The 21069-nt window shown below is 38.9% G+C and carries 17 protein-coding genes and 1 pseudogene; 1 reads left to right on the plus strand and 17 read right to left on the minus strand.

What is annotated here, in order from left to right; all coding sequences use genetic code 11:
- Positions 1–121 precede the first annotated feature (121 nt).
- The 17 genes and pseudogenes from ACFIM6_RS06675 to ACFIM6_RS06755 all read right to left on the minus strand — a co-directional run bounded on the left by ACFIM6_RS06675 (position 122) and on the right by ACFIM6_RS06755 (position 19648).
- On the minus strand, positions 122–1255 hold the full coding sequence (locus ACFIM6_RS06675) for a BID domain-containing T4SS effector (RefSeq protein WP_375612184.1): 1134 nt from the start codon (positions 1253–1255) through the stop codon (positions 122–124).
- Positions 1256–1564: 309 nt separating this feature from the next.
- Positions 1565–3163, minus strand: coding sequence for a BID domain-containing T4SS effector (locus ACFIM6_RS06680; RefSeq protein WP_375612185.1), 1599 nt, complete (start codon positions 3161–3163; stop codon positions 1565–1567).
- A 1195-nt stretch (positions 3164–4358) separates the two neighbouring features.
- Positions 4359–4541, minus strand: a pseudogene (locus ACFIM6_RS06685) (type IV secretory system conjugative DNA transfer family protein); the annotation flags it as partial.
- 248 nt (positions 4542–4789) lie between these two features.
- Positions 4790–6418: a BID domain-containing T4SS effector gene (locus ACFIM6_RS06690; RefSeq protein WP_375612186.1), complete on the minus strand. Its 1629-nt coding sequence runs from the start codon at positions 6416–6418 to the stop codon at positions 4790–4792.
- Between the two features lie 516 nt (positions 6419–6934).
- Entirely contained in the window at positions 6935–8851 is a 1917-nt protein-coding gene (traG, locus tag ACFIM6_RS06695) for a Ti-type conjugative transfer system protein TraG (RefSeq protein WP_375612187.1), read from the minus strand.
- A gap of 155 nt (positions 8852–9006) precedes the next feature.
- The gene (locus ACFIM6_RS06700; protein WP_375612188.1) at positions 9007–10641 is read right to left on the minus strand and encodes a BID domain-containing T4SS effector; all 1635 of its coding nucleotides are present in this window, start codon (positions 10639–10641) and stop codon (positions 9007–9009) included.
- A gap of 10 nt (positions 10642–10651) precedes the next feature.
- Positions 10652–10867, minus strand: a complete 216-nt coding sequence (locus ACFIM6_RS06705; RefSeq protein ID WP_375612189.1) for an antitoxin VbhA family protein — start codon at positions 10865–10867, stop codon at positions 10652–10654.
- Between the two features lie 65 nt (positions 10868–10932).
- Entirely contained in the window at positions 10933–12003 is a 1071-nt protein-coding gene (gene virB11, locus ACFIM6_RS06710) for a P-type DNA transfer ATPase VirB11 (protein ID WP_375612190.1), read from the minus strand.
- A complete protein-coding gene (gene virB10 / locus ACFIM6_RS06715) occupies positions 12000–13160 on the minus strand; it encodes a type IV secretion system protein VirB10 (protein ID WP_375612191.1) in 1161 nt (386 codons plus the stop codon). Before virB10 ends, virB11 begins: the two co-directional genes overlap by 4 nt.
- On the minus strand, positions 13153–14019 hold the full coding sequence (virB9, locus tag ACFIM6_RS06720; protein WP_375612192.1) for a P-type conjugative transfer protein VirB9: 867 nt from the start codon (positions 14017–14019) through the stop codon (positions 13153–13155). Before virB9 ends, virB10 begins: the two co-directional genes overlap by 8 nt.
- On the minus strand, positions 14016–14720 hold the full coding sequence (locus tag ACFIM6_RS06725) for a virB8 family protein (protein ID WP_375610599.1): 705 nt from the start codon (positions 14718–14720) through the stop codon (positions 14016–14018). The genes virB9 and ACFIM6_RS06725 overlap by 4 nt, the downstream gene beginning before the upstream one ends.
- Positions 14674–14976, minus strand: a complete 303-nt coding sequence (locus tag ACFIM6_RS06730) for a type IV secretion system protein VirB7 (protein WP_375610598.1) — start codon at positions 14974–14976, stop codon at positions 14674–14676. The genes ACFIM6_RS06725 and ACFIM6_RS06730 overlap by 47 nt, the downstream gene beginning before the upstream one ends.
- Before the next feature lie 210 nt (positions 14977–15186).
- A complete protein-coding gene (locus ACFIM6_RS06735; RefSeq protein ID WP_375610597.1) occupies positions 15187–16173 on the minus strand; it encodes a type IV secretion system protein in 987 nt (328 codons plus the stop codon).
- Entirely contained in the window at positions 16160–16645 is a 486-nt protein-coding gene (locus ACFIM6_RS06740; protein ID WP_375612193.1) for a type IV secretion system protein VirB5, read from the minus strand. Before ACFIM6_RS06740 ends, ACFIM6_RS06735 begins: the two co-directional genes overlap by 14 nt.
- Complete coding sequence (locus ACFIM6_RS06745; protein ID WP_375612194.1) at positions 16642–18996, minus strand: VirB4 family type IV secretion/conjugal transfer ATPase; 2355 nt, start codon at positions 18994–18996, stop codon at positions 16642–16644. The genes ACFIM6_RS06740 and ACFIM6_RS06745 overlap by 4 nt, the downstream gene beginning before the upstream one ends.
- A gap of 22 nt (positions 18997–19018) precedes the next feature.
- Positions 19019–19327 carry a type IV secretion system protein VirB3 gene (locus ACFIM6_RS06750; RefSeq protein WP_375610595.1) on the minus strand — a complete coding sequence of 103 codons (309 nt, stop codon included), beginning with the start codon at positions 19325–19327 and terminating at the stop codon, positions 19019–19021.
- On the minus strand, positions 19328–19648 hold the full coding sequence (locus ACFIM6_RS06755) for a TrbC/VirB2 family protein (RefSeq protein WP_375610628.1): 321 nt from the start codon (positions 19646–19648) through the stop codon (positions 19328–19330).
- Positions 19649–20046: 398 nt separating this feature from the next.
- On the opposite strand from ACFIM6_RS06755, the gene ACFIM6_RS06760 reads away from it, so the two are divergent.
- The gene (locus ACFIM6_RS06760; RefSeq protein ID WP_375612195.1) at positions 20047–20772 is read left to right on the plus strand and encodes a hypothetical protein; all 726 of its coding nucleotides are present in this window, start codon (positions 20047–20049) and stop codon (positions 20770–20772) included.
- Positions 20773–21069 lie beyond the last annotated feature (297 nt).

Raw genomic sequence — 21069 nt, forward strand, 5'->3', positions numbered from 1 at the left:
TTTTGTAATATTTTAAAACAATTCTTGGTGCAATCACGATAAAATGATTTGCACCAAGAAACTCACTGAAAAAAAATTACATGAAAAACAAAAACTATCTGTTTTTATGTTTATGCTCCCCTTACATGGCAAAAGCCATTCCTTTTTCTCCATGTCTTTGTTGTTGTGGGCTGTGCTCTGGACTATTTTGTTCTTGTCCTCTTGCATGACGATGATGGTGGTGATGTCTGTGTTCTGGGTCTCTTTCTGGACTTTCTTGTCTTTGACCTCTTTCTCTTTCATGCTCCCGTGTAAACTGTTTATGGAGCTTTTGTGCCGTATGTATATGCCTTTCAAGAGCTGAGCAAAGGGGAGAAAAACCATCTTCAGCTTCTCTGCGGCTTAGAGATTTTACACCAAGTATTTTGTGACCTGCAAGCTTACCAGCGCTTTCAGGATTTTCTGCAAGGCTCCATAAGACTTTTTCTGCATTTTGAGGGTCGTCAAGAATCTTAGCCAGTTGTTGATTCAAAGCATGTTCGTTACCATAAACAACTCTGCACCATTCTTGCGTTTCTCTTACACCATATTGAAAGTCTACGCTTGTTAAAAGCTTTGTTGTAACCACATCTTTTGGGGTTCTGGGAGGGGAGATTCTGCCTCCGCCAACGCCTTGATAGATGGGATTTTCTAGTTGTTCAGATTCTTGCCCGCCTTCAGCTCCCATGCCAACCGTTGCATAGACGGATTCGAGTGGTCTTTGGGGAGAGTGCCTACCATTTTCACCAACTTCAAGCTCTGCATAGAGATGTTCTGGTTCTTGGGGATGTCGTCCACCCTGTGCACCTTCACCAACTGTGTCGTAGGGTGTTTGCCAATTTTGTGCTGCCAAATCCGTTATTGAATAGGGGTTTACGAGTTTGTCGGTGCGTCGCCCATCACTTGGTCTTTCACCAAGTCTGTCATAGGGATTTCCTAGTGGCTTTTGGGGAGCATAGGCCGTTTCTGATGGTTGTTGAAGTGTATATTGAGGTGAGGTGCGCTGTTCTTTGGGTGGCTTATTAACCCTTGCGTAGAGGTCTTCTACATTAGAAGCTCCTAGGTTTTGTTGGTCAAGTGGCTTTTTGGGAGCATAAACCGTTTCTGGTGGTTGTTGAAGTGTATATTGAGGTGAGGTGCGCTGTTCTTTGGGTGGTTTATTAACCTTTGCGTAGAGGGGGGCTTGGCTCTGGGGTTGTGGGTTCTGGGGGGCTGGTTGTGGGTGACTTTTTTTCATGGCTGTTTCCTTTCAATATTTTTAGAAAACCTCTTTGGCGCATTTCCCACTTTTTGATATTTTTTAAGACAAAAGAAGAATATCAAACTGAATGGTCTCCAAAGACTTCGCGCTATTCATATTGATATGTAATGGACATTTATGTCTTTTATACAGTTTTTTTATGAAATATTATCAATAAGTTATAGTAAATTATAGGATTCATTTTTAGGACTATCTTTTGTAACATTTTAAAACAATTGGTGGGCGCAATGGAGATAAAATGATTGGCATAAAGAGTTCTGTTGGAAGGCAAAAGTTTACGCGTTTTTAGCCGGTAAGAGCCAGCGATGAGGAACGACTAACTTTCAAGCTGCGAGCTTGGCATTGTGCTTCTTGGGTGTTCTTTACTGTATTCGCAATTTCTTTTGCTTTGCTTTCCGATGTCCCAAGGAGGCACGCTAGTCTGGTATGGTCTTTTTCTTGTATGGCTTTACGATCTTCTGAGGATAGACGATTGTGTAGTTGTCGTGAAAAGGTATGGAGTTCTTGTCGCAGTGAATGAGAATGCAATAAAGCTTCCCTTTGTTGTTCTTCTGGTAAGGCAAAAAGGTTTTGTAAATTTTTTCTAGGTTTTTCGACAGTGTGGTTCAGGCGATTTTGTTCTCTTTGGTGTTGCTCTAGAATTGCATCTTTTGTTTGTTGTGTTATTGCGCCATAATTTTTAAGGGCTTGGCTGAGTTGTGGAACAGCCTGTTCGGCTTGTCTGCGATTTGAACTTTTCATGCCAAGTATTTTACTCCCTGCAAATTTAGAAATTGATTGAGGGTTTTGTAAAATTTCATCGGCAAACTGATTTCCTAAGTTTGGAGCTACCGTTATGATATCTAATGTTGTCTTTAAGGTGTGGGTTTTACCATAAACAGTCTTTGATAAATTTTCGATTTCTTTTCGACTCCCTTCAACATAAGCGTCATTTGAAATCCTTTCAAATAACTCTTCATCGGTAAGAGGGGCTAATGTTTCTTTTGGGATCAGTGTTTCTTTTAAGCTTTGAACGTTGGTTTTTTGAAAGCAGAGGCGGGCATCGTTTTGTAATGTTTTGACTTGTTCTGGGGTGAGATCATCTTTGTGTCCGACGACGAAAGCCCCTTCTATTTCCATGACAAAACCTTCTGCTGAAAAACCTCTAAAGACGCCTTCATAGGTTACATCTTCCTTTGCTGCAACAACAACACGATCGTTAATTTCATCCAGTCCAGCGTTTCTCATTTGGGAGACAAATTCTTTTAAAACAAGGGATTTTTGCGGATGGGTGATATCTTCAAAAAGATCTTTCATCGGTTGGGGATTGCCATATTGCATGGCTTCAATACAGGCTGCTGTCATGCGTCCTTTTGTGATGAAAGAAAAATCAATGGTATATCCTGCTGCTTGTCCAAGTTTTTCCATAAACATTCGATTGACGCGCCCATTCCCTTTTCTAAAAGGATGTGCGTGCTCGAGCGCCATAAAAACTTCAGCGGCATTTTCAGCAAATTCTTGGCGCGATAAACCTTTTAAATTGTTCTTTTCATTAAGTGTTTTTTCGAGTTGTGTGAGTTCTTTTTGAATCTGCGTTCCAATAGCAAAAGGAATTTCATAACCTTTGGGACGCATCGCCGGCATATGGGCAGAGGTGCCGTCTTCAAATGTAAAGGATGTATCGCGGGTGTGGCCCGCCCATTCAAAAGTTTTGTAGAAGAGGCTCCAGTGGATTAGTTTTAGATAGGAAGCATCAAATTTTCGTGGGGGTGGTTCATGGCGAAAATTGACGGCTGCTTTAGTGACGTCATGGGTACTGCGTTGATACAGTTTTTTAGGGTCTTTGATGCCATATTTATTTTTGAGTGTTTTGGTTCCTTTATATAGATAATTTTGCTCTAACATGTAATCTCTCCTAAGTAGGTAGGGTGGTGGTTGATGAGCGTCTTAAACGCTGCATGTGAAAAATTCCCCTTCGCGTATTCTTTTGAGATTTTGGTTGTTATGAGAGGGAGCACTTTTCCCTCCAGTGTATGGGATGTATCAATCGTTTTGTGATGCTTTTGAAAAGCTTTTCTGATGTTTCCTTTGTTTATTATCTTGTACTGTAAAATGCTGGTATTTAGGACGCTGATATGAATCCCATAAGTAGTCAGAAAATGGATTTTCTATAAATTGACTCTGGGTAAAGTCTTCGTTTTTTGAGGTGTAAGGAAGAGGTCAAAAAGAAAAATGTTGCTTAAAATTGTTTTTTCCTTTAACAAAGTTGTTTGCAAGAGCGCTTTGATGAGGAGCGTGGATATAGCGGGTGTAATCGCTCTTGGTTAGCGGATGGTGCTGGTACTTTTCATACACAGCTCTCAGATTGGTGAATCTATGGGTAAAAGCAGTCATCAAAAATTTTTCTCCATTATGTTTTTCTTATTGTTCCATATGAATATCTTGCCATACGAACATCTCTTTTGTGTATTTTTGCAACAAAATGTTTTTTATTTTTGTATTGTTGCTCTTATTATATTGCGCTGCTTTAAGATCCATAAGAGAGGAAACCCTTTCTTTGGTTGGGGAGAAAAGCCTTTTTCAGCGCTTTATCATTAAAATAGAACACTTTATGATATCGTAAAGAGGGAAAAGCTTGTATAAGAATGATTTATTCATTTTGATGTATATCTTAAATATTTTTTGGGAAAAATCGATGTTCTTGAGTGTAGGTGTTTTGAGAGTTGTTGTCTCAAAGATCAACCGTTTTTTTTTCTTAAGTCTTGATATTGGTGATTAGCGTTGTGAAATGTTTTTGCTTGTTTGTAGGGGATAAATTATAAACAAAAAGCTTTGTAGGAATGTATTTTCAGGACGCTCTCAAGTGGAAATGTTGGTTTGGTTATAGGTGATTTGAGGGGGGGGACTTTCTTGTAAAGACGATGGGTATTGGTAAAACGATACACAAAATACAAAAAGGAAAAAACACGGATTTTTTATCATGTTTTCCTTATGTATGAAGAAGCGGTCAAAAACTTTTTGTTAACGGGTTTTAAAAAAATAGAAATGTATGTTTTTTTTGTGGTTGGTCTTTTCATAGTCAAGATCTCATAATAAGAAGTTAGTTTTTCTTTTGTGGAGCAACGCGGTTTTTTGCAGCTGCGGCTAACATTTCTTTCCTTCTGAAATAGATGGCGCAACCACATCGCGAAGGGGAGCCTTGCATCAGAATAATTTGTTCATCTTGACGCATTTCTCGAATAACTTCGTGGGGTAAAATGAGTGCTCTTTTTAAAATATTCATATAACCACGAAAATCGACTCCATCTAAGACAAATAAAATAGGCTTTTGTAGCTTTCGTCGGTAGTAATCATGACGTTTAAAAGGAATTAACAATTATCCTGTCCAATTGCTTTGGATATGGTGTATATGCTATGTGCAAAATTGGTGGTAGGGCGCTTAAGTAGTCTGTTTTTTGCATGTATGATAAGAATATTAAAATATCTCTTTCACATAGGTGTTTAAATCAAAAAAACAAAGTTTCATATTTTTTAGTTGGCCATAGCAAGTGTATTTGAACGATTTTGTGTGCGTGTGTAGAATTGGCTATGAGTGTTCCTTGCTTTTTGAACAATGTCGGTAATTTCTCGTGCTTTCTGTTCTGATATACCAATACTTTGTGCAAGTGTTTCATAATCTTTGTTTGTGATCGCACTACATTCGTTTGATGAGAGACGATGTTCTAAACTGTTTATAAAAGTACGGAGCTCTTGGTGTAATTGAGGAGATTGAGACAAGATTTCTCTTTGTTTTTCCGGTGATAAAGCAAAAATATTTTGCAAGTTTTGACTGGGATTCTCTACCGCTTTTCCAAGGCGTTCTTGTTTAATTTTATGGTCTCGAGTGACTATATTATAGGTAGCTTCTACAGTATACACATAATTCTCAATTGCAAGAGAGAACACATCAAGATAATTTCGAGCGTGTACACGTGCCGGATTTTGTAGACCGCATATACTAAAACCTGCAAGAGGAGAAACAGAGTGCGGTGCCTGTTTAATCTGATTAGCAAACTGTCTGCCTAATTCTGGATTTTTAATAATCTCTTCTATCTGTTCGTTTAATACGTTTGCGTCACCATAAACAGCTTTTGCGTAAGCTCGGACTTGCTTTTGAGCTTTGAGAACGTAACTATCTAGCGCAACTGTTTTGGCACATTCACTTTTTGTGAGAGGCGCTAATGTTTCTTTTGGAATAAGCGTGTTTTCAAGCTCTTTGCTGTTGGGGGCGGTAAAGGTAATGATATCACCAGGTTTTAGTGTTTTTAATCGTTCTGGTGTGAGATCATCTTTGCTACCAATGATGTAAGTTCCTTGCATATCGAGTATAAAACCTTCTGAATAACAACCTTTATAAGTTCCTATATAGGTTTCTCCTGCCTTTGTTGCCATAACAAGGCGATCATCCACGTTGCGTCCCGTATTGTTTATGTGGTCCATAAATTCTTTTAAAAGACGTATTTTGGGGGGATTGGAGATATCCTCAAAAAGATCTTTCAACAGTTGTGTATTGCTATATTGCATTGCTTCGCTACAGGCAGCCATCATACGTTTTTGTGTGACAAGCGAAAAGTCAAGCTGATGTCCTGCAGCTTTGGCAAGATTTTCAAAAAAGACTTGTTCTGTGTGCTCATTGCCATCTATGAATGGGTGGATTTTGTGAAGAGTATAAAATAGACTCGTTGCTTCCTTGACAAATTCTTCGCGTGTTAAGCCTTGCAAATTGTCTTTTTCGGCAAGCGTTTGATCTAATTTTTGTAAGAGTTCAGGGATTTCTTCACCGGTTGCAAAATTATTGCCCCATTCCATTCTTTTCATTTCTGGCATGGCGGCAATGCTATCGTCTGTAAATGCGAAGGGGATATGGCGCAGATGTCCAGCCCATACAAAGGTATTTTTAAACAATTGTTGGTGGATATGGCATAGATAAGTTGAATTAAAATATTCTGGCAGGGGTTCTGCACGCAGATTGATCATGGCTTTTTGCCTATCATGTGAGCATTTTTCCAGAAAGCGTTTTAAATCTGTTTCTCCATATCTATTTTTGAGAATTTGGGTACCAAGATAGATATAATTATGGGGTGAGGGAATTCCTTTTGTTTTTTCTTTTGCTTTGGGCATTGTTATATTCCTTATAATGTTACATTGTCTATGAGAGTGTGTTAAACTTTTTGTTTGAAAATCCCCCACGCATATTGTTTTGAGATGTTGAGACTTGGGTGAGGAAAAAATCCCTCAAATTCGTAGGTGTTTTTGAGTGTATCAATCTTTATCTTGGCACTTTTTTCTTTTACTGAGAGAGAATGGTTCATTTGGGTTGTTTTCATGCATATTGTCTTTTAATTTTTTTGTAGAAAAATTTCCCTATAAAAGCGGTGCCTTCAAAAGTTTCCTGATAGGATTCTCAAGGCATAGATATGATTGGTATTTATTATTTGGAGATGAGGAGAGTGCTTTATAAAGAAAATTGGCATTGGTAAGCACAGGCATAATACCATCATTTAAAGACTTTTCCCCATATTTTTCTTGTTGTATCAAGCGGGAATTCCTTCTTTATAGGCTTTTATGAGATAGAATCTCTGCTTTTATCCTTTGATGTTTTTGTTTTGATGCATGGCCTCCATTAGAGGGTGTTTTTTAGTTTTTCTTTTGTGGAGCAAAGCGGTTTTTTGCAGCTGCGGCTAACATTTCTTTTCTTCTGAAATAGATGGCGCGTCCACAACGTAAAGGGGGTTGTCCTTGCATAAGAATAATTTGTTCATCTTGACGCATTTCTTGAATAACCTCATGGGGTAAAATCAGGGCTCTTTGTTGGTAATTGACGTTGTATGAACTTTTTCCTAAAGATAAGCCTCTTGATTTGTTCGTTCCGGTTACTTCAACGGTCATTTGACCACAGCGTTCTGAAATGTCTTTGGCAGTTTGGAGATCTTTAATGGCAGCATAGCTGACAAAGGAACAACTTTCAAACCATGAACGTGCTCCTGCTTCTCCAAAGTGGTTGACCAACTGGCCAGAGGATTGATAGAAGAGCATCAAGGATGTACCGTATTTACGTCCACGGTCGCGGGCTTCTTCTAAAATATTCATATAGCCTAAAAGATCAACTTCATCTAAGACAAATAAAACACGCTTTTTATAGTTACCGTCTGCTGTAACCATGGCATTGAGAAAGGCGCCAATAATCACACGTCCAATAGCTGGATAACTGTTTAAAATGCTTGCGGGGAGATTGAGAAAAACATCTGTATTGCCATTGGTAATATCTGAGGAAAAAAAATCATCTCCGCAGACAAGATCTGCATAATTGGATAAAGAAAGCCATTGGGTGTCTTTTGAGGCGGTGGTATAAACCCCTGAAAAGGTTTGTTCTGCCATTTCTGTAAAAATACCAACCATTTCACGAATAAAAGGAGAAGGTGTTGTTTCTTGAATCATGCGTAATTGATTAACAACAGCTGTTTCTGATTGAGAGAGAATACCACGCAATGTTTTTAAATTGCGCTCGCTGTCTTCATATTCATCAGAAAATACAACATGAGCAAGAAGAGCTGTTAATAGATTATGGGCTTGTGTTGAGAAATATTCCGCTGAAGAATTGTCTGATTTTTTATCTGTAAGAAGCAACTTTGAAAAGCTTACAATATTCGCTTCGCGTTGTGTGCGTGGTACGCTGTCGTCTAAAAGCCAATCGATGACATTAAAGTTTTTTGTTAACAATGAGTTGGGATCGAGAACAATGACATTTCTATTTCCCATTTTTTGACGCGCAAATTTGACCATTGGGGCAACTTCTGTTGAAGGATCAAGACAAATAATAGACCCTGGATAGGTTAAACACGTGGGAACTACTGTACTTGTTGTTTTATAGCCACCAGAACCAGCAAAAAAGATCATATGAGTTGAACCAAAATCAAGATTAAAGGTTAGCAAAGGGGCTGTTCCACCCTTTCCCCATGTTGTTTTATTGCTAGGTGCAAAGGGAATGTTGCACACATTATCTTGATCGACACGGTATCTTTCACCCACAACAATTTGCCCATTGGCAGGAAAGATTTTTGCTGCCTCTCTTAAATTCATCCAAGCGGCCTCACCAAAAATACCTTTTTTTGCACGCTTGACCTTACTTTTAGGGGGAAGGGTTGTTACGAATTGAATGATGGAAAAAAAAACACCAATGATGATGCCAAAAACAACCATGGGGTCCATGAATTGAAGAGCATAGCCCCATGTTATTCCTTGTTGGCCAACATAGGGACTTAAACGTTTTATTTCACCACTAATATAGTAAAGAGCGGTTGTTCCAAAAAAGACAACGGAGACAAAAGTGATCATTTTACGCAGGTGCAGTTTTTGCGAGAGACTATACAACAATGAAACAGCAGCCGTTAGTGCTAAGACTAATAAAGGCTCAGAACGAAGTGTCCAATAAATTTGATCGCTTTTTAGTCCATTTGTTATAAACAATAAAAAATGAGGGACAAGGAATATCGTTAAAGCACCTAAAGCGATCGGTGTTAAAATGAGTACCATTTGTGTTTTGGTATATTTCATTGTATTTTACTTTCAATTCTGTCAGAATATGTTGCGAAGTGCTCTTTTCCAGGTGTGTGATATGAACTCTCATCTCTTTTTGCAAAGGTGCAGATAACGCCAAACAGTTTTCGTTTATGAGCCTTTCTCATTAAGGAGGAAGCTTTTGTCTATTCTTAGCAGGCCATAGCGAATGCTTTGGAACGGTGCATTGTGCATACTTGTGCTTGCTGGTGTACTTCTTTGGTTTGCTTAATAATTTGTGTAATTTGTTTGGCTTTATTTTCTGATACACCAATGCTTTGAGTCAATGTTCCATAATCATTATTTTGAACTGCGTTATGTTCATTTGGTGAGAGACGGGTGTTGATCTTTTTTACAAAGTTGCTGAGCTCTTTTTGACATAAAGGATTTTTTGCTAAAGCTTCTTGCTGTAATTCTTTTGGCAAGGCGAAGAGGTTTTGCAAGCTTTGACTTGGCATTTCTACCATTTTTGCAAGGCGACTTTGTTCTGTTGCATGTTCTTGCGTAATTTCCTTTTCAGCATGTCTCACTGCATGGGCAAAATTTACAACGGCAGTACAGAGCATCTCAAGATGATTTTTAGCGTTTGCACGTGCCTGATTTTGTAGTCCACATAAACTGAAACCGGCAAGATGAGAAATAGAGTGCGGTGCTCTTTCAATCTGGTTGGCGAGCGGTTGGCCTAAGTTTGGATTTTTGATGATTTCTACCATCTGTTTGTCTAATATTTTTGTACTACCATAAACAATTTTTGACAATTGCTGAACCTGTTTTAGGCTTGCGTGGACACAAGAATCTTCTGCAACCATTTGGGCCGTTTCATTTTCTGTCAAAGGGGCTAATCTTTCTTGTGGAATGAGAATGCTTTCAAGCTTTTTTGTTTTGGGAACGGTAAAAGTAAATCTATCACCAGGTTTTAATGTTTTGAGTTGTTCTGGCGTGAGCTGTTCTTTATTGCCGATGATGTAAGCGCCTTTCACATTGAAAGCAAAGCTATCATAACCAGCACCCCTATAGGTACCTGTGTAAGTTTCACCTTCTTTTGCAACCATAACAGGACGATCATTAACATTGCGCCCAAGTTCTTTCATGTTGTTCATGAATTCCTTTAAAAGAAGTATTTTATTGGGATTAGAGATATCTTCAAACAGATGTTGCATTGGCTCTAGGTCACCATTTTCTGCTACAGCAACACTGGCGAGCATCATGCGTTCTTTTGTAACAAGTGAAAAGTCAAGCTGATGCCCTGCGGCTTTGGCGAGATTTTCAAAAAAGACCCGTTGTGTACGTCCATTTCCTCCCCTAAAAGGATGGAGTTGGTGAAGGAAGTTAAATAAGCTTATTGCTTCAGCGTTAAATTTCTCACGTGTTAAGCCTTGCAAATTATCTTTTTCGGCAAGCGTTTGATCTAATTTTTGTAAACCGTCTTGGATTTCATCGCCGAGTGCAAAAGGATTTTCCCATCCTGTTCTTTTCATTTCGGGCATGGCGGCTGTGGTGCCATCTTCAAATGTAAAGGGGAGATGGCGCAGATATCCAGCCCATTCAAAGGTATTTTTAAATAAGTGGTGATGAATAGAGCATAGATAGGAGCTATCAAACTTTTCTGGTAAGGGGGCTTCACGCAGATTAACCATTGCTTCTGCTGTATCATGTGAGCATTTCTCCAGAAAGGATTTTAAGTCTTTTATTCCATATTTATTTTTGAGTGTTGTGGTGTTTGGGTAGACATAATGATGGGGAGAAACTGTCTGTATATTTTTTGTCTTTGCTTTTGCTTTTGGCATTGTAGCTTCCTTATAATTTTACGTTATCCATAAGAGTGTTAAATTCCTCGAGTGAAATATTCCCCTTTGCGTATTCTTCTAAAATTTTGAGTGTTGTAGGATGAAGCGCTACTCCCTCTATCGCATGGGTGCTGATGGCTGCTTCAACGGCTTCACGGCGTTTTTTTAATTCTTCTTCTGTCATCGATAAAAGGTTTTCTCTATTTTCTGTTTCGTTGATTTTCATGCATTTTTTCTCTTATTTGCAATCGTTGCTTTAAAAGAACCTTTGGCAGCCGGTGTGATCTTCTTTTAGTCACCTCCAAAGATGTTTCGTTGTTTGAAGGGATCGTAATAAATTTCTGTGACCTTAAATTTTCCTTCAATCCGTTTGCATTGGATGATGATATCAATCATTGAAATCAACAGGCCTCGAATATCATCACGCTCTAAATCACCACCGCCTTCACTTTCTTTGACCAAAAGGGTCATCTGCTCAAAGGCTGCAAGGGCTGTTGATGCGTGAACCGTCGTAATGGAACCTGGATGGCCTGAATTGACATTGCGGATATAATAAAAGGCTGTACCATCTCGAAGTTCTTGCAAAAGAATACGATCAGGACGCATCCGTAAAGATGATTCAAGCAACTCTTTGGGGCCAACGGAGGCTAAGCCTTGTCCATCTTTTGAATAGAACATTGAGACATGGTTAGGGTGTGGTATCACCAATTCTTGCGTGTCTTCAATGGTGATAATACGCTCTTCTTGAGGGATTTTGGCGATTAATGCTTTTGATAATGTTGTTTTACCCGAACCGGTTTTTCCCGCAATTAAAATATTTTTCTGGCATGCTACAGCTTGATTTAAAAAAGAGACAAAGTCTTTATTACAGTAGGCATGAGCTAAGTTATGCTCGATGATTTTGAGTTCGTTAAAACGAGAATGATAGTCATGCAAGGGCGTGAAAGAGACCTGTTCACAGAGCGAGAAGAGGCCCTTATTTGCGAGCTCTTCGAGAGAAAAACTCTGCGATGACGGTTTGCGAATTGTCATACTAATCGTGTCTTTTTCGACAGCGGGTGGAATGACAATTTGAATACGCTCATTGCCTGGTAGCGTTGCAGATAATATTGGGTTTTTGTCCGATATGTTTTGCTTGGAATAGGATGCTACAACTTTCGCAATCCCCATAAGCTCATTAAAAGAGAGCCCCGGTGCTTCTATTGTTTTCCATCCATCAAATCCTTCAATCATGACTTGATAGGGACGATTGATAACAATTTCAAAGAGTCTATCATCTTTCAAAAAAGCACTGATGGGTTCAAGTTTTGTGAGAACAATCGCAACGGTTTCATCGCTCATGGTATGTAAGTTTGAGTTCATTCTAAAGTTACCGCCGAATTTTTGTAAAAGTTTCTTGAAACAGCTCGATTGATAATCTGTTTTTTGTTTTCGATGACTTTCAATTTATAAACGCTGGAAAAATCTAAATCGCGGGCAACAAAGATATTCACCATTTCCCCTTGGTTTTTGGATAATGTTGGAGGAATATTGGCGTAATTTTCTACGAGAATGTTTGCGATGTTTTGTCCTGAAGAGATTGTTTCAGTTTCTTCTTTTTCCTGTTTTTTTGATAAACGTTTATTGGCATAGTGTGTTGCATCTTTTATTAGTGAGACAAGAAGCGCAGACCCAATCCTCTCGAGCCAATGGTTATCAATATCTCCATCCATACCAGAACGCCCTAAAGCATCCGTTGCCGGTGAAGCTAAAGATATAATGATACCATTGGGGGTTTTTGCTCTATTCCATAGTACAAAGAGACGTGTTTGGCCTTTTTTCAATCCGGCGCGATATTCACCAACAATTTGGGTGCCTTTATCAAGAAGCACAACACGACCATTGTCTGATAAGATATCTCTGGAGATGATACAACTGGCAAAACCTTGTTGATCACTGTTGATGGCTGTTTCTAAAATACAAGGAATAGAAGTTCCCATCGCGATGATGTAGTTTCGATTGCCAAGGGTTGAAGCACGAATACCTTCAAGCACTGTGGGTTTGAGAAGATGATTAAAACGTTGTGTCGTTTCATCAGGTTTGCTTTCAAGTTGGTGAGGCAAAGCACCATTATTTGTTTGTGAATCTATTTTGCCTTGTTGTGTACTTGCATAAGCTAATACAGGAGCACGTTGTGCTGCCTCCAGCAGTGAGTCATCAGAATTTAATTGATTGATGTTTGGTGTTGGTAGCTCGACTTTTGGTAATAGAGCGTTATTTCGTTGAGGCTGTTCAAAGGGGGGAGGGGTAGGCTTTGCAGGATGAAAAAGCTCTGTTTGTTTTATAACTTTTCCTTCTTTTGAAGATTCAATTGGTTGCTTTTTGTCTGTAACAAGTGTTGAATAGGCTAAATAAAGACAGACACTGAAAAGAATAATAAGAGCAATAGCTTTCCCCACATTGTTCTGTTGACTTTTCCCTTGAGCATTTTTTATTGTATCGCGATCATTAATGCTTTTTTCATCCACGGTGTTATTCATGGCTGCTTCCTAGGTTCACTTTACGTTGTACAGATGGTGATGTCGTACCTGTTTCAGGATTAATTCCTTTTGGTACGAACCTTTTGTTAAAGATGCACAATACTTCATTCCCACGTCGTAGCGTGAATTGTGCAGCTGTTGCATGAACAATAACCTTGTTGCCTTTAATCGATTTGGGAATAAGCGCTTCTTGCCCATCAGGCGATACAATGTAAATGGCAGGGATTTCAATGTTGCCTAAAAAGGTAAAGGTTGTTGTTTTCCCATTATCATAGACAGAAGCAGGTTCAATAAGAGATGAGCCTTGAGCTTCATAAGCCCAATTGCGTGGTCCAAAATCTTCATGGATATTTAAAATATCATTGACAAAGTTTTCTTCACGTTGTTTTTCTTTTTCTGCTTCGGCTAATTTCTTACGTAAGGCTTCATCTTCTGGATAACGAAACTTTACCAAGAAATACGTCTCATTGCCGGCTGAAACATCGCCTTCACGGACTTGTAGCTCGAATTGATAAGAGCGTTGTGTTCCATCTTGGCGGCTTGTGACAATTTGTAAATTTGTCACAGGCTGAACTTCACGTGGTTTGAGAAAAACAAAGTGTCCAGCCGGTGCAACTTGCCAAGCAACCGAATTTCCAATTCCTACATAGGTTACTTCTTCATCAACGGCAAATTCTAGTTGAACCGAAGAGCGAATGGAGCCAATGATTTGTACGACGTTGTAGGGGTCATAATTGACAAATCTGATGCGGTTATCTTTACGTGCACTGACAGGCGCTGTTTCCGCAAGTGAGAGAGCTGTGTGAAAGCTGACAGTGATCGTAAAAATTAAAGAGATTGTTTGTAAAAGTCTGATCATTTTATTACCTCTGGATCAGATCTATATTCCGATACTTGAAAACCAAGAGGGTTGATAAGACGATCAGACGTTGAAATGTGTGCGTTCACGTAGGAAAAATTTAAGATTGAAATCCAATGGGAAATATTTTCTTTTTCATTCAAGTCTCTGATCGTTTTATAGTAACGAACTTGGATAAGATCTTTACTTATAAAGGAGATTGATTTGATTGTGATCGTAGCAATCATGTTATGATAAATATTTTGCGGACTTTCTGGATTATTGCCCGCGTACCATTTTGCAAAACGGTTTTGTTCTTTTGGAGAAGATAAAAGAGAGACTAAGCGAAAATTGTTTTCTGCTTCTGATGCTTGAAAACCTTCACGAGCGCGAACATATTGGCTGGCAAAATAACGCGTTATCGCTTCATCATAGTCGTTAGGGGATTCTTTTAGGGCGCTTACAGTATCAATAATACCTGTTGAGTTATCAACGCGGATAACAAAAGGCTCTACCGTTTTCAAAGGTGTCAAAGCTGCGACAGCTAAAGCCAGCGCAATTGTCATCAATCCAAAAAGCACTGTTAAAGCCATGGAGATTTTCATCCGCACGCGCATGCTATGCATGCGATCAATGTCAAATGAGCGCGCTTCTTTTATATATTCTTCAAGGGCATCACTTTTCACGCATAACCTCCACAGTTTTATCAGATCGTGCTTCATGAATAACCGGCTTTAATAAAGCTGAATTGGCTGTTACTTTTTCACTTTCCAAAGTATTGAGAATGATGGGAGTGGTAACAGGCTTTACACTCTTTTCTGGGTAGACAATGTTTTTATTGTCCCAATTCCACTTATCTTTATTTAAAGCGCGTGTATGTTTGCCATTACAGCGTGGTGGTTTTTTAGGGCCACTCAAAGAGGCACAACCAGTAAGAGCGATTGTTAGGACCATAACAAAAGTTATTTTTCGTTTCATTTTTTGAACTCACAAATATCTTGGAATACAATGCATGAGAGCCTTTGTTCTGAACATTTTTACAAGTTTATGTGATGCAAGGTTTTGATTGGTTTTATTGTTAGACCCAAGATGTTAGATCTTATCTGGAACAGGATCATGGCGTGTACGCCAAAGGGCGCACACAAGGCAAAAACAAAAATGCTTATTCTTTTAAAGAGGTGTTTTATCTTAAAATCGACCACGACCGCCTCCAGATTTACCTGCTTTTGCTGCCGCCCCTGCCGCACTTCTAACAGCGTTACCGGCAGCTCCTGAGATTTGTGAAGTGGCACTTTTTACTGCATTGCCACTCGCTCTTGCACCATTGGAAAGCATTGTAAAAATCTGTCCTCCTGAAGAGACACCAGCGTTAAAGTATGGTCCGCCAGAGGCCAGCGCTGTTGCAATACCAGGAAGCGCACGGAAGATAATAACTCCTATGATCGAAATGACGATGACAGGGGGAAAAAGAACGTAAATTGATTCATATGAAACTTTGAGAACCTGTAGGATAACTTGACATATAATGGTTCCAAGCATGATTACGAGAACTTGTAAAATGGTAAAATTGATCAAAGTTGTAATCCATGCATCGGAGTATTTTCGCGTTGCATTGAACAAATACAAACTAATGAATAGAGGCCCAAGACCTATAATCATGACGAGTGCAACTTGTGCAAACATTTGCACAATAAAACCACCTATACAAAAAAGAATAACCGCGAGAAGCATGATAGAACCAAGAAGACCCACAATGATCTTTTCAAAAAACCAAGCATTGTATAAGACTTCTTGATAACGCGAACTTGCCTTTAACAAAATATAATCAAAAACATTGGAGCTTGCAGGATTACTGTTAAGCGCATTCCCAATAGCATTGGATAAATCATTGAAGAAAATATCCTTGACATAAGTATTAAATGTATCCGCATTTGTTGCCATTGTTGTAACAACAACGATTTTAACAACATTATTGAGAAGACTATGCATGGAAAGCGCAACGCGACCTGTCATAACATTATAGCCATAAAGAAAGATAAAAATGATTGCGGCGAGATTTAAGGGCGCTGAAATAGCAGAAGACAGCCCACTCACCGTCGTGTCCATCACATTATCAAGGGGTTTTAAAATATACCCAGAAACGCTTTCAAAGGGAGAAAAACTAAAGTCTGACATTTGTACTTGTACTTTCAAGTTTTTCTTTTAATTCTTTTTCTTTTTCTTTTAATTGTGCCTCAAGATATTTATGCTTTTTTTGTTCCTTTTCTTCACGTAATTCATCTTTTGTCTTCGTATCTCTTGCTTGAATCATATCAAGAGACTGAAGTTTTAAAGAAGCTACTTGAAGATCGGCTTGAAGAAGAGAAAGCTTTACTTGAAGATCTTGTCGAAGGGCTTGCAATTCTTCTGGTTTTGTGTCTGGTTTTGATTTAATATTTTCAAGTTGTTGACTTATGTCTTTGATTTTTTTTGCAGTTTCAGTTGCGCTTTTATAAATGTTTTCAGCTGTTTCTGATTTTGCAGCATCTAATTTTTGTGTGTTCTCGAGTGCTTGTTTATAATATTCATCCACATCAGATGTTGTTTGCGCTATTGCATGAGAAATAAAAGAAAAAGATAACAGTGTAACTAAGCCATATTTTTTCATTGATTTTTTCTCCTTTGATAAAATATGGGCAGCCATTTGTCAGGGGCAGCTCCATATTCGTTGATAATTTCATTCATGAGTTCAATGTTTTTTGTTGTGCCGCTTAAAACGGCGATCTCATCATTCATTCCACGTAAGTTAAGTTCTGCAACGACGGAACTTTGTCCTTGTTTGATGAGAAAACGACGGGATTCTCTGCTTAACTCTGACTGTATCAGTTCAAATTCACGCTCAGTAAGTTTGAAAGCTTCGACATAATCATTGTAATTTGCTTTTTGATTTGGAAAAAATATTTGGGTGGGGCATTGCTCAATGATTGTGTGCGCGATTGTTGAGTTCAAAGCATCTTTAGGGCTTTGTGTTGCAAAGAGCATCATGCCATTTTGTTTACGAATTGTTTTTAGCCGATCTTGCGCAAAAGCTTTAAATGAATCATCTTCTAAAGCTTTCCAGAATTCATCAACGACGATAATGATGCGCCGCCCATCAATCAGATCAAGAATGCGGTGAAAGAGATACATCATTAAGGGGCGCCGAATTTCTTCATTATCTAAGAAATCGGTCATGTCATAGCCAATGAACTGCGCATTTAAATTGAGATCATCTTGGTCATTATCAAAAACCCATCCTAAATCATTGCCTCTAATCCAGCGTTGCAGCCGTATGGCAATTCCTTCTTTGGATGTGTTGTCAAAAAACAGTTGAAGGGCACCAAGAGAGCGCTGGGTTGGGGGTAAGTTTTCCAAGGAATCAATGGCTTTGGCGATATCTTGTCGCTCTTCTTCTGTTACGATTTGCCCTTCAGCGGTCACCAGCTTTAAGATCCAATTACGAAGAAAGATTTTATTTTTTTCGGTGTATTCCATGCCCTTTAAGGGAGCAATACCCGTGGGCTGCCCATTTTTTAAAGGTTTGTATTTCCCTCCTCCAGCCCGTACAAAAATCTCTGCTCCTTGATCTTTATCAAAAAAAACCATTGTTGGATTGTGTTTTTGTAATTGTGCAAGAAGAAAATTAACAATCACTGTTTTACCAGATCCTGATGGACCACAAACAAATGTGTTTCCAAGATCGCCATAATGAAAATTAAAATAGTAAGGTGAACCAGCCTGTGTTTTTAGCAATGCGACAGCAGCTCCCCAAACATTATCGTTCAGTTTGCCAACAGGGAAAGAATGGAAGGGCGATAAAGCGGCAAAATTTCTGCTGGTAATGGCGCCTGAACGCGCACGATAGCTAAAGTTTCCAGGAAGCTGTGCCCACCATGCTGCTTCCAATCCTAAATCTTCTCTGGCAATCACGGCTCCTCCATTGGTTAAATGGGAACGTGCTTTTGATAAGTTTTCAGACAATATTTTAGGATGATCAGCAAAAACAGCTAAAGAAATGTGGTGTTCTCCCAAAACAAAACGGTTTGATTCTAAATCATCTAGCGCTTCATCCAGTGCATCGATTTGTGAGCTAGCACGGTCAGCTGCATTGATCATTTGATTTTGTTTGCGGCTCATAATCGCACTGGCGGCTGCCTTACTTTTAAAGACAAAGGATTGTGTTAAGATGAATTCAAATGGCACCGTAAGCAGACCATCAGTCATACCTGGGCGTGTTTTAGAAGGATACTCTTTCCATCCAAACATGCCCACAAAGCGTTCATTGCTTTCATGGCGAATTTCGATAATTTCTTTCCCAAAAATAACACGATCCGAGTAAATTGTTGAAGCAATAGTTCCAAATGTGAGAGGAATACGCTCACGTCTTCCCCCTACTAGCTGGTGGAGAAATTCACTTTGTTCGGCAAATAAAAGTCCTTCATGTTCATAGATGGATAGCAGACGGACTTCATACTCTTCCAAACCTTGCATAAGATCTTGACTTAACTCTTCGAGTTTACGAATAGCTTCCTCGTCGGGCTCAGATTGTGTTTTCTTGGCTTTGCTCAAGCGCTGAAAAAATGAAACCAGCTTTTCTGTTTTATCCGCGGCCGGATTCCAAAGCAGTGAAATAAATAGATCATTTCTATACAGTTCTTGCGAAACCATTTTCTTTTTATATTTTTCATCTAATGTTGTTGCAAAAGATGAAAGAAAATGACCCTCTGGGTATATCGTTTCACGGCGGCGGATGATGTGAGAATATAAAGCAAGCCGCTCATCTGCGATATTTTTTAAAAGGGTGTTTAATTGGTTGTGTAAAGAATTTAATTGATCAATATCCGCAGTGTCGAAATTTATACCTTCAACAGCCATCACAACCATTAAACAGCGTGAATTTAAAGCAACGACATGTTGGTTGATGTAGCGTATATAGGGAATATATTCTTCAGGCAAAGTTTCCCGTTTCATTATTGACATCTGTTTCACCAGTTTCGTTCCTTCAGCTTAGTTCCTTATACGTGCGGATAAGGCGTAAAGGGGAGGTAGAACCTCCTCCCCATCTGTTGAGGTTTTTTTGTTTTCCTCGGGTATTGAGCCATGCAAATAATACGCGAAATTGATTGTGATCGTACTTTGTCACTTCTCGCAAAATAAAGTGCATCCCAATACCAAGACCAAACATGGTAAAATCACTGGTCAAAATGAAAAGAATGGATGTCGCCATGACATTGATCGCCATCGCTTCCATTGTAACACCAGCAAACATGGCCGGGCGCGTACAGGCAAGGAAAAGAGTATCTTCGTTCATTTATGTTGTGCCCGCTAATTTACCGACGAGAGTGGGGGCACCAAAAACAATAGCAATCCCCAGAACACAGTAAGCTGCTTTGCGTAAATCAATAAAGCCGTACATCCAACCAATCCCCACAGCAGCAACACATATAATAGCAATGAGTCTTGCCGTTGGACCCGTCATCATTGCGACAATGTTGCCTAAAACACCATCGAGCTTCCCGAAACCACCTCCACCAGCAGTAGAAGCAGCATAAGAAGGATCTGATACAAGCAATGCTGTAAAAAGCAGCATGGTCACGATAAAAATGATGTTTTGGAATCTATTATCTGTCATTTTACCTCTCTTTAACAAATAATATTTGTTCATATGTCGACATTCCATTGCCTCTAACAAACTAGAGAGTGCTGTCATTTGATGACAGTTTAATTCTTCTCGTTTGTTTGTTTTAAAAGCCTTGATCGCGGATCTGTTCACTCTCAAGCTCTTCTTCGTAAAGAGACAGAAGTCTTTTCAAATTGAGATTGTGTTACATGAAAATGGCAATTTTAAGTTGTGTATATTGGTAAAAATAACAATATTAAAATAATGAAAGAAAGAATATCATTCTTTACAAAATGTAGTTAATCTGCAACACTTATATTTGGATTTTTTCTTTAAAAACAAGGGGATTGCTGATCAATAATCTGACATGATAGGAAAAAAACGAATTTTTTGAGCGAGCGTGTTAAGAGATGCTATTTAAATTGATTGTTATTATTTACATTATGGGGGCCACAGTGTGGGGATTAAGCCAATATAAAGATAAAATGGATTTCAGCATTCTTAAAACATTTGAGACGCAAGATATCCAAGATATTGTCGATCTCTATCGAGAAGAAAAAAAGTTGGGTAGATCTATCACCAAACAGCAATTAGAAAAAAATGAACCAGCTCTCGATTTGCAGAAGAGTGTTTCATTAAATGATGTTGCAAATAATGCTGTTGTTTTTCATGGTAAGGCTTCTGTTACAAGTGGGGTTACATTTAAATTACTGACGCCTGCTGCACAATCTTGGCGCTCACATATCTCCCGTGATATTCATCTTTATGGTGTGGACACATGTGCACCCCGTCAAAAAGCAAGATTAAATGATCAAGAATGGCCCTGTGGTGCGGTTACAACGGCTTGGCTTGTCACCAAAACACTTGGGCAGGATTTATCCTGTAAACAGGCTTTGATGCACAATGGTGTTTATTATGCACAATGTTTTGTTCAAGGGGTTGATTTAGCTGAGGAAGGTCTTAAAGAAGGTATGTTGGTACTCTCAAAAGAGGGGAAAAATTCTATTCCAGCCCAGTATCATCATGCGGAAGAAAAAGCACGTGGCAATAAGATTGGTCTTTGGTCGAGTGATTTCACTGAACCTTTAAAATGGCGGCGAGATAATGGATCCTATAACCCCTTTGCTAGTCCATGATTGGTTTTAACGAACATATTTACTTAAATTTTTATAGAGAAAACTTTATCAATAAAATTGTACCAAATCGTAGAGCAAATTTGAATAAACGGTGAGATTATTTTCGTTTAGGAAGTAAATGGATGGTAATTCCCTTTTCAAGGTAGGGTTGCTTTCAAAATCACTTCTCTATTTTTACTTATGTGTTTTATAAAAGCAGGAAAATGTCATTGTTGGTGGCAAAGCATTTTTGAGTATTTGTGTTTGAAGGAGAAGTGAGGCGATAAAAAACGCTCAAGAAACGGATTTCTAGAGCGG

The organism is Bartonella sp. AA9NXGY (assembly GCF_042196845.1).
Classification (GTDB): Bacteria; Pseudomonadota; Alphaproteobacteria; order Rhizobiales; family Rhizobiaceae; genus Bartonella.

What these genes read in the sequence shown, in the direction of transcription:
- ACFIM6_RS06675 (WP_375612184.1), bottom strand. Translation starts at nt 1,255, where the DNA reads ATGAAAAAAAGTCACCCACAACCAGCCCCCCAGAACCCACAACCCCAG.
- ACFIM6_RS06680 (WP_375612185.1), bottom strand. Translation starts at nt 3,163, where the DNA reads ATGTTAGAGCAAAATTATCTATATAAAGGAACCAAAACACTCAAAAAT.
- ACFIM6_RS06690 (WP_375612186.1), bottom strand. Translation starts at nt 6,418, where the DNA reads ATGCCCAAAGCAAAAGAAAAAACAAAAGGAATTCCCTCACCCCATAAT.
- traG (WP_375612187.1), bottom strand. Translation starts at nt 8,851, where the DNA reads ATGAAATATACCAAAACACAAATGGTACTCATTTTAACACCGATCGCT.
- ACFIM6_RS06700 (WP_375612188.1), bottom strand. Translation starts at nt 10,641, where the DNA reads ATGCCAAAAGCAAAAGCAAAGACAAAAAATATACAGACAGTTTCTCCC.
- ACFIM6_RS06705 (WP_375612189.1), bottom strand. Translation starts at nt 10,867, where the DNA reads ATGAAAATCAACGAAACAGAAAATAGAGAAAACCTTTTATCGATGACA.
- virB11 (WP_375612190.1), bottom strand. Translation starts at nt 12,003, where the DNA reads ATGAACTCAAACTTACATACCATGAGCGATGAAACCGTTGCGATTGTT.
- virB10 (WP_375612191.1), bottom strand. Translation starts at nt 13,160, where the DNA reads ATGAATAACACCGTGGATGAAAAAAGCATTAATGATCGCGATACAATA.
- virB9 (WP_375612192.1), bottom strand. Translation starts at nt 14,019, where the DNA reads ATGATCAGACTTTTACAAACAATCTCTTTAATTTTTACGATCACTGTC.
- ACFIM6_RS06725 (WP_375610599.1), bottom strand. Translation starts at nt 14,720, where the DNA reads ATGAAGCACGATCTGATAAAACTGTGGAGGTTATGCGTGAAAAGTGAT.
- ACFIM6_RS06730 (WP_375610598.1), bottom strand. Translation starts at nt 14,976, where the DNA reads ATGAAACGAAAAATAACTTTTGTTATGGTCCTAACAATCGCTCTTACT.
- ACFIM6_RS06735 (WP_375610597.1), bottom strand. Translation starts at nt 16,173, where the DNA reads ATGTCAGACTTTAGTTTTTCTCCCTTTGAAAGCGTTTCTGGGTATATT.
- ACFIM6_RS06740 (WP_375612193.1), bottom strand. Translation starts at nt 16,645, where the DNA reads ATGAAAAAATATGGCTTAGTTACACTGTTATCTTTTTCTTTTATTTCT.
- ACFIM6_RS06745 (WP_375612194.1), bottom strand. Translation starts at nt 18,996, where the DNA reads ATGTCAATAATGAAACGGGAAACTTTGCCTGAAGAATATATTCCCTAT.
- ACFIM6_RS06750 (WP_375610595.1), bottom strand. Translation starts at nt 19,327, where the DNA reads ATGAACGAAGATACTCTTTTCCTTGCCTGTACGCGCCCGGCCATGTTT.
- ACFIM6_RS06755 (WP_375610628.1), bottom strand. Translation starts at nt 19,648, where the DNA reads ATGACAGATAATAGATTCCAAAACATCATTTTTATCGTGACCATGCTG.
- ACFIM6_RS06760 (WP_375612195.1), top strand. Translation starts at nt 20,047, where the DNA reads ATGCTATTTAAATTGATTGTTATTATTTACATTATGGGGGCCACAGTG.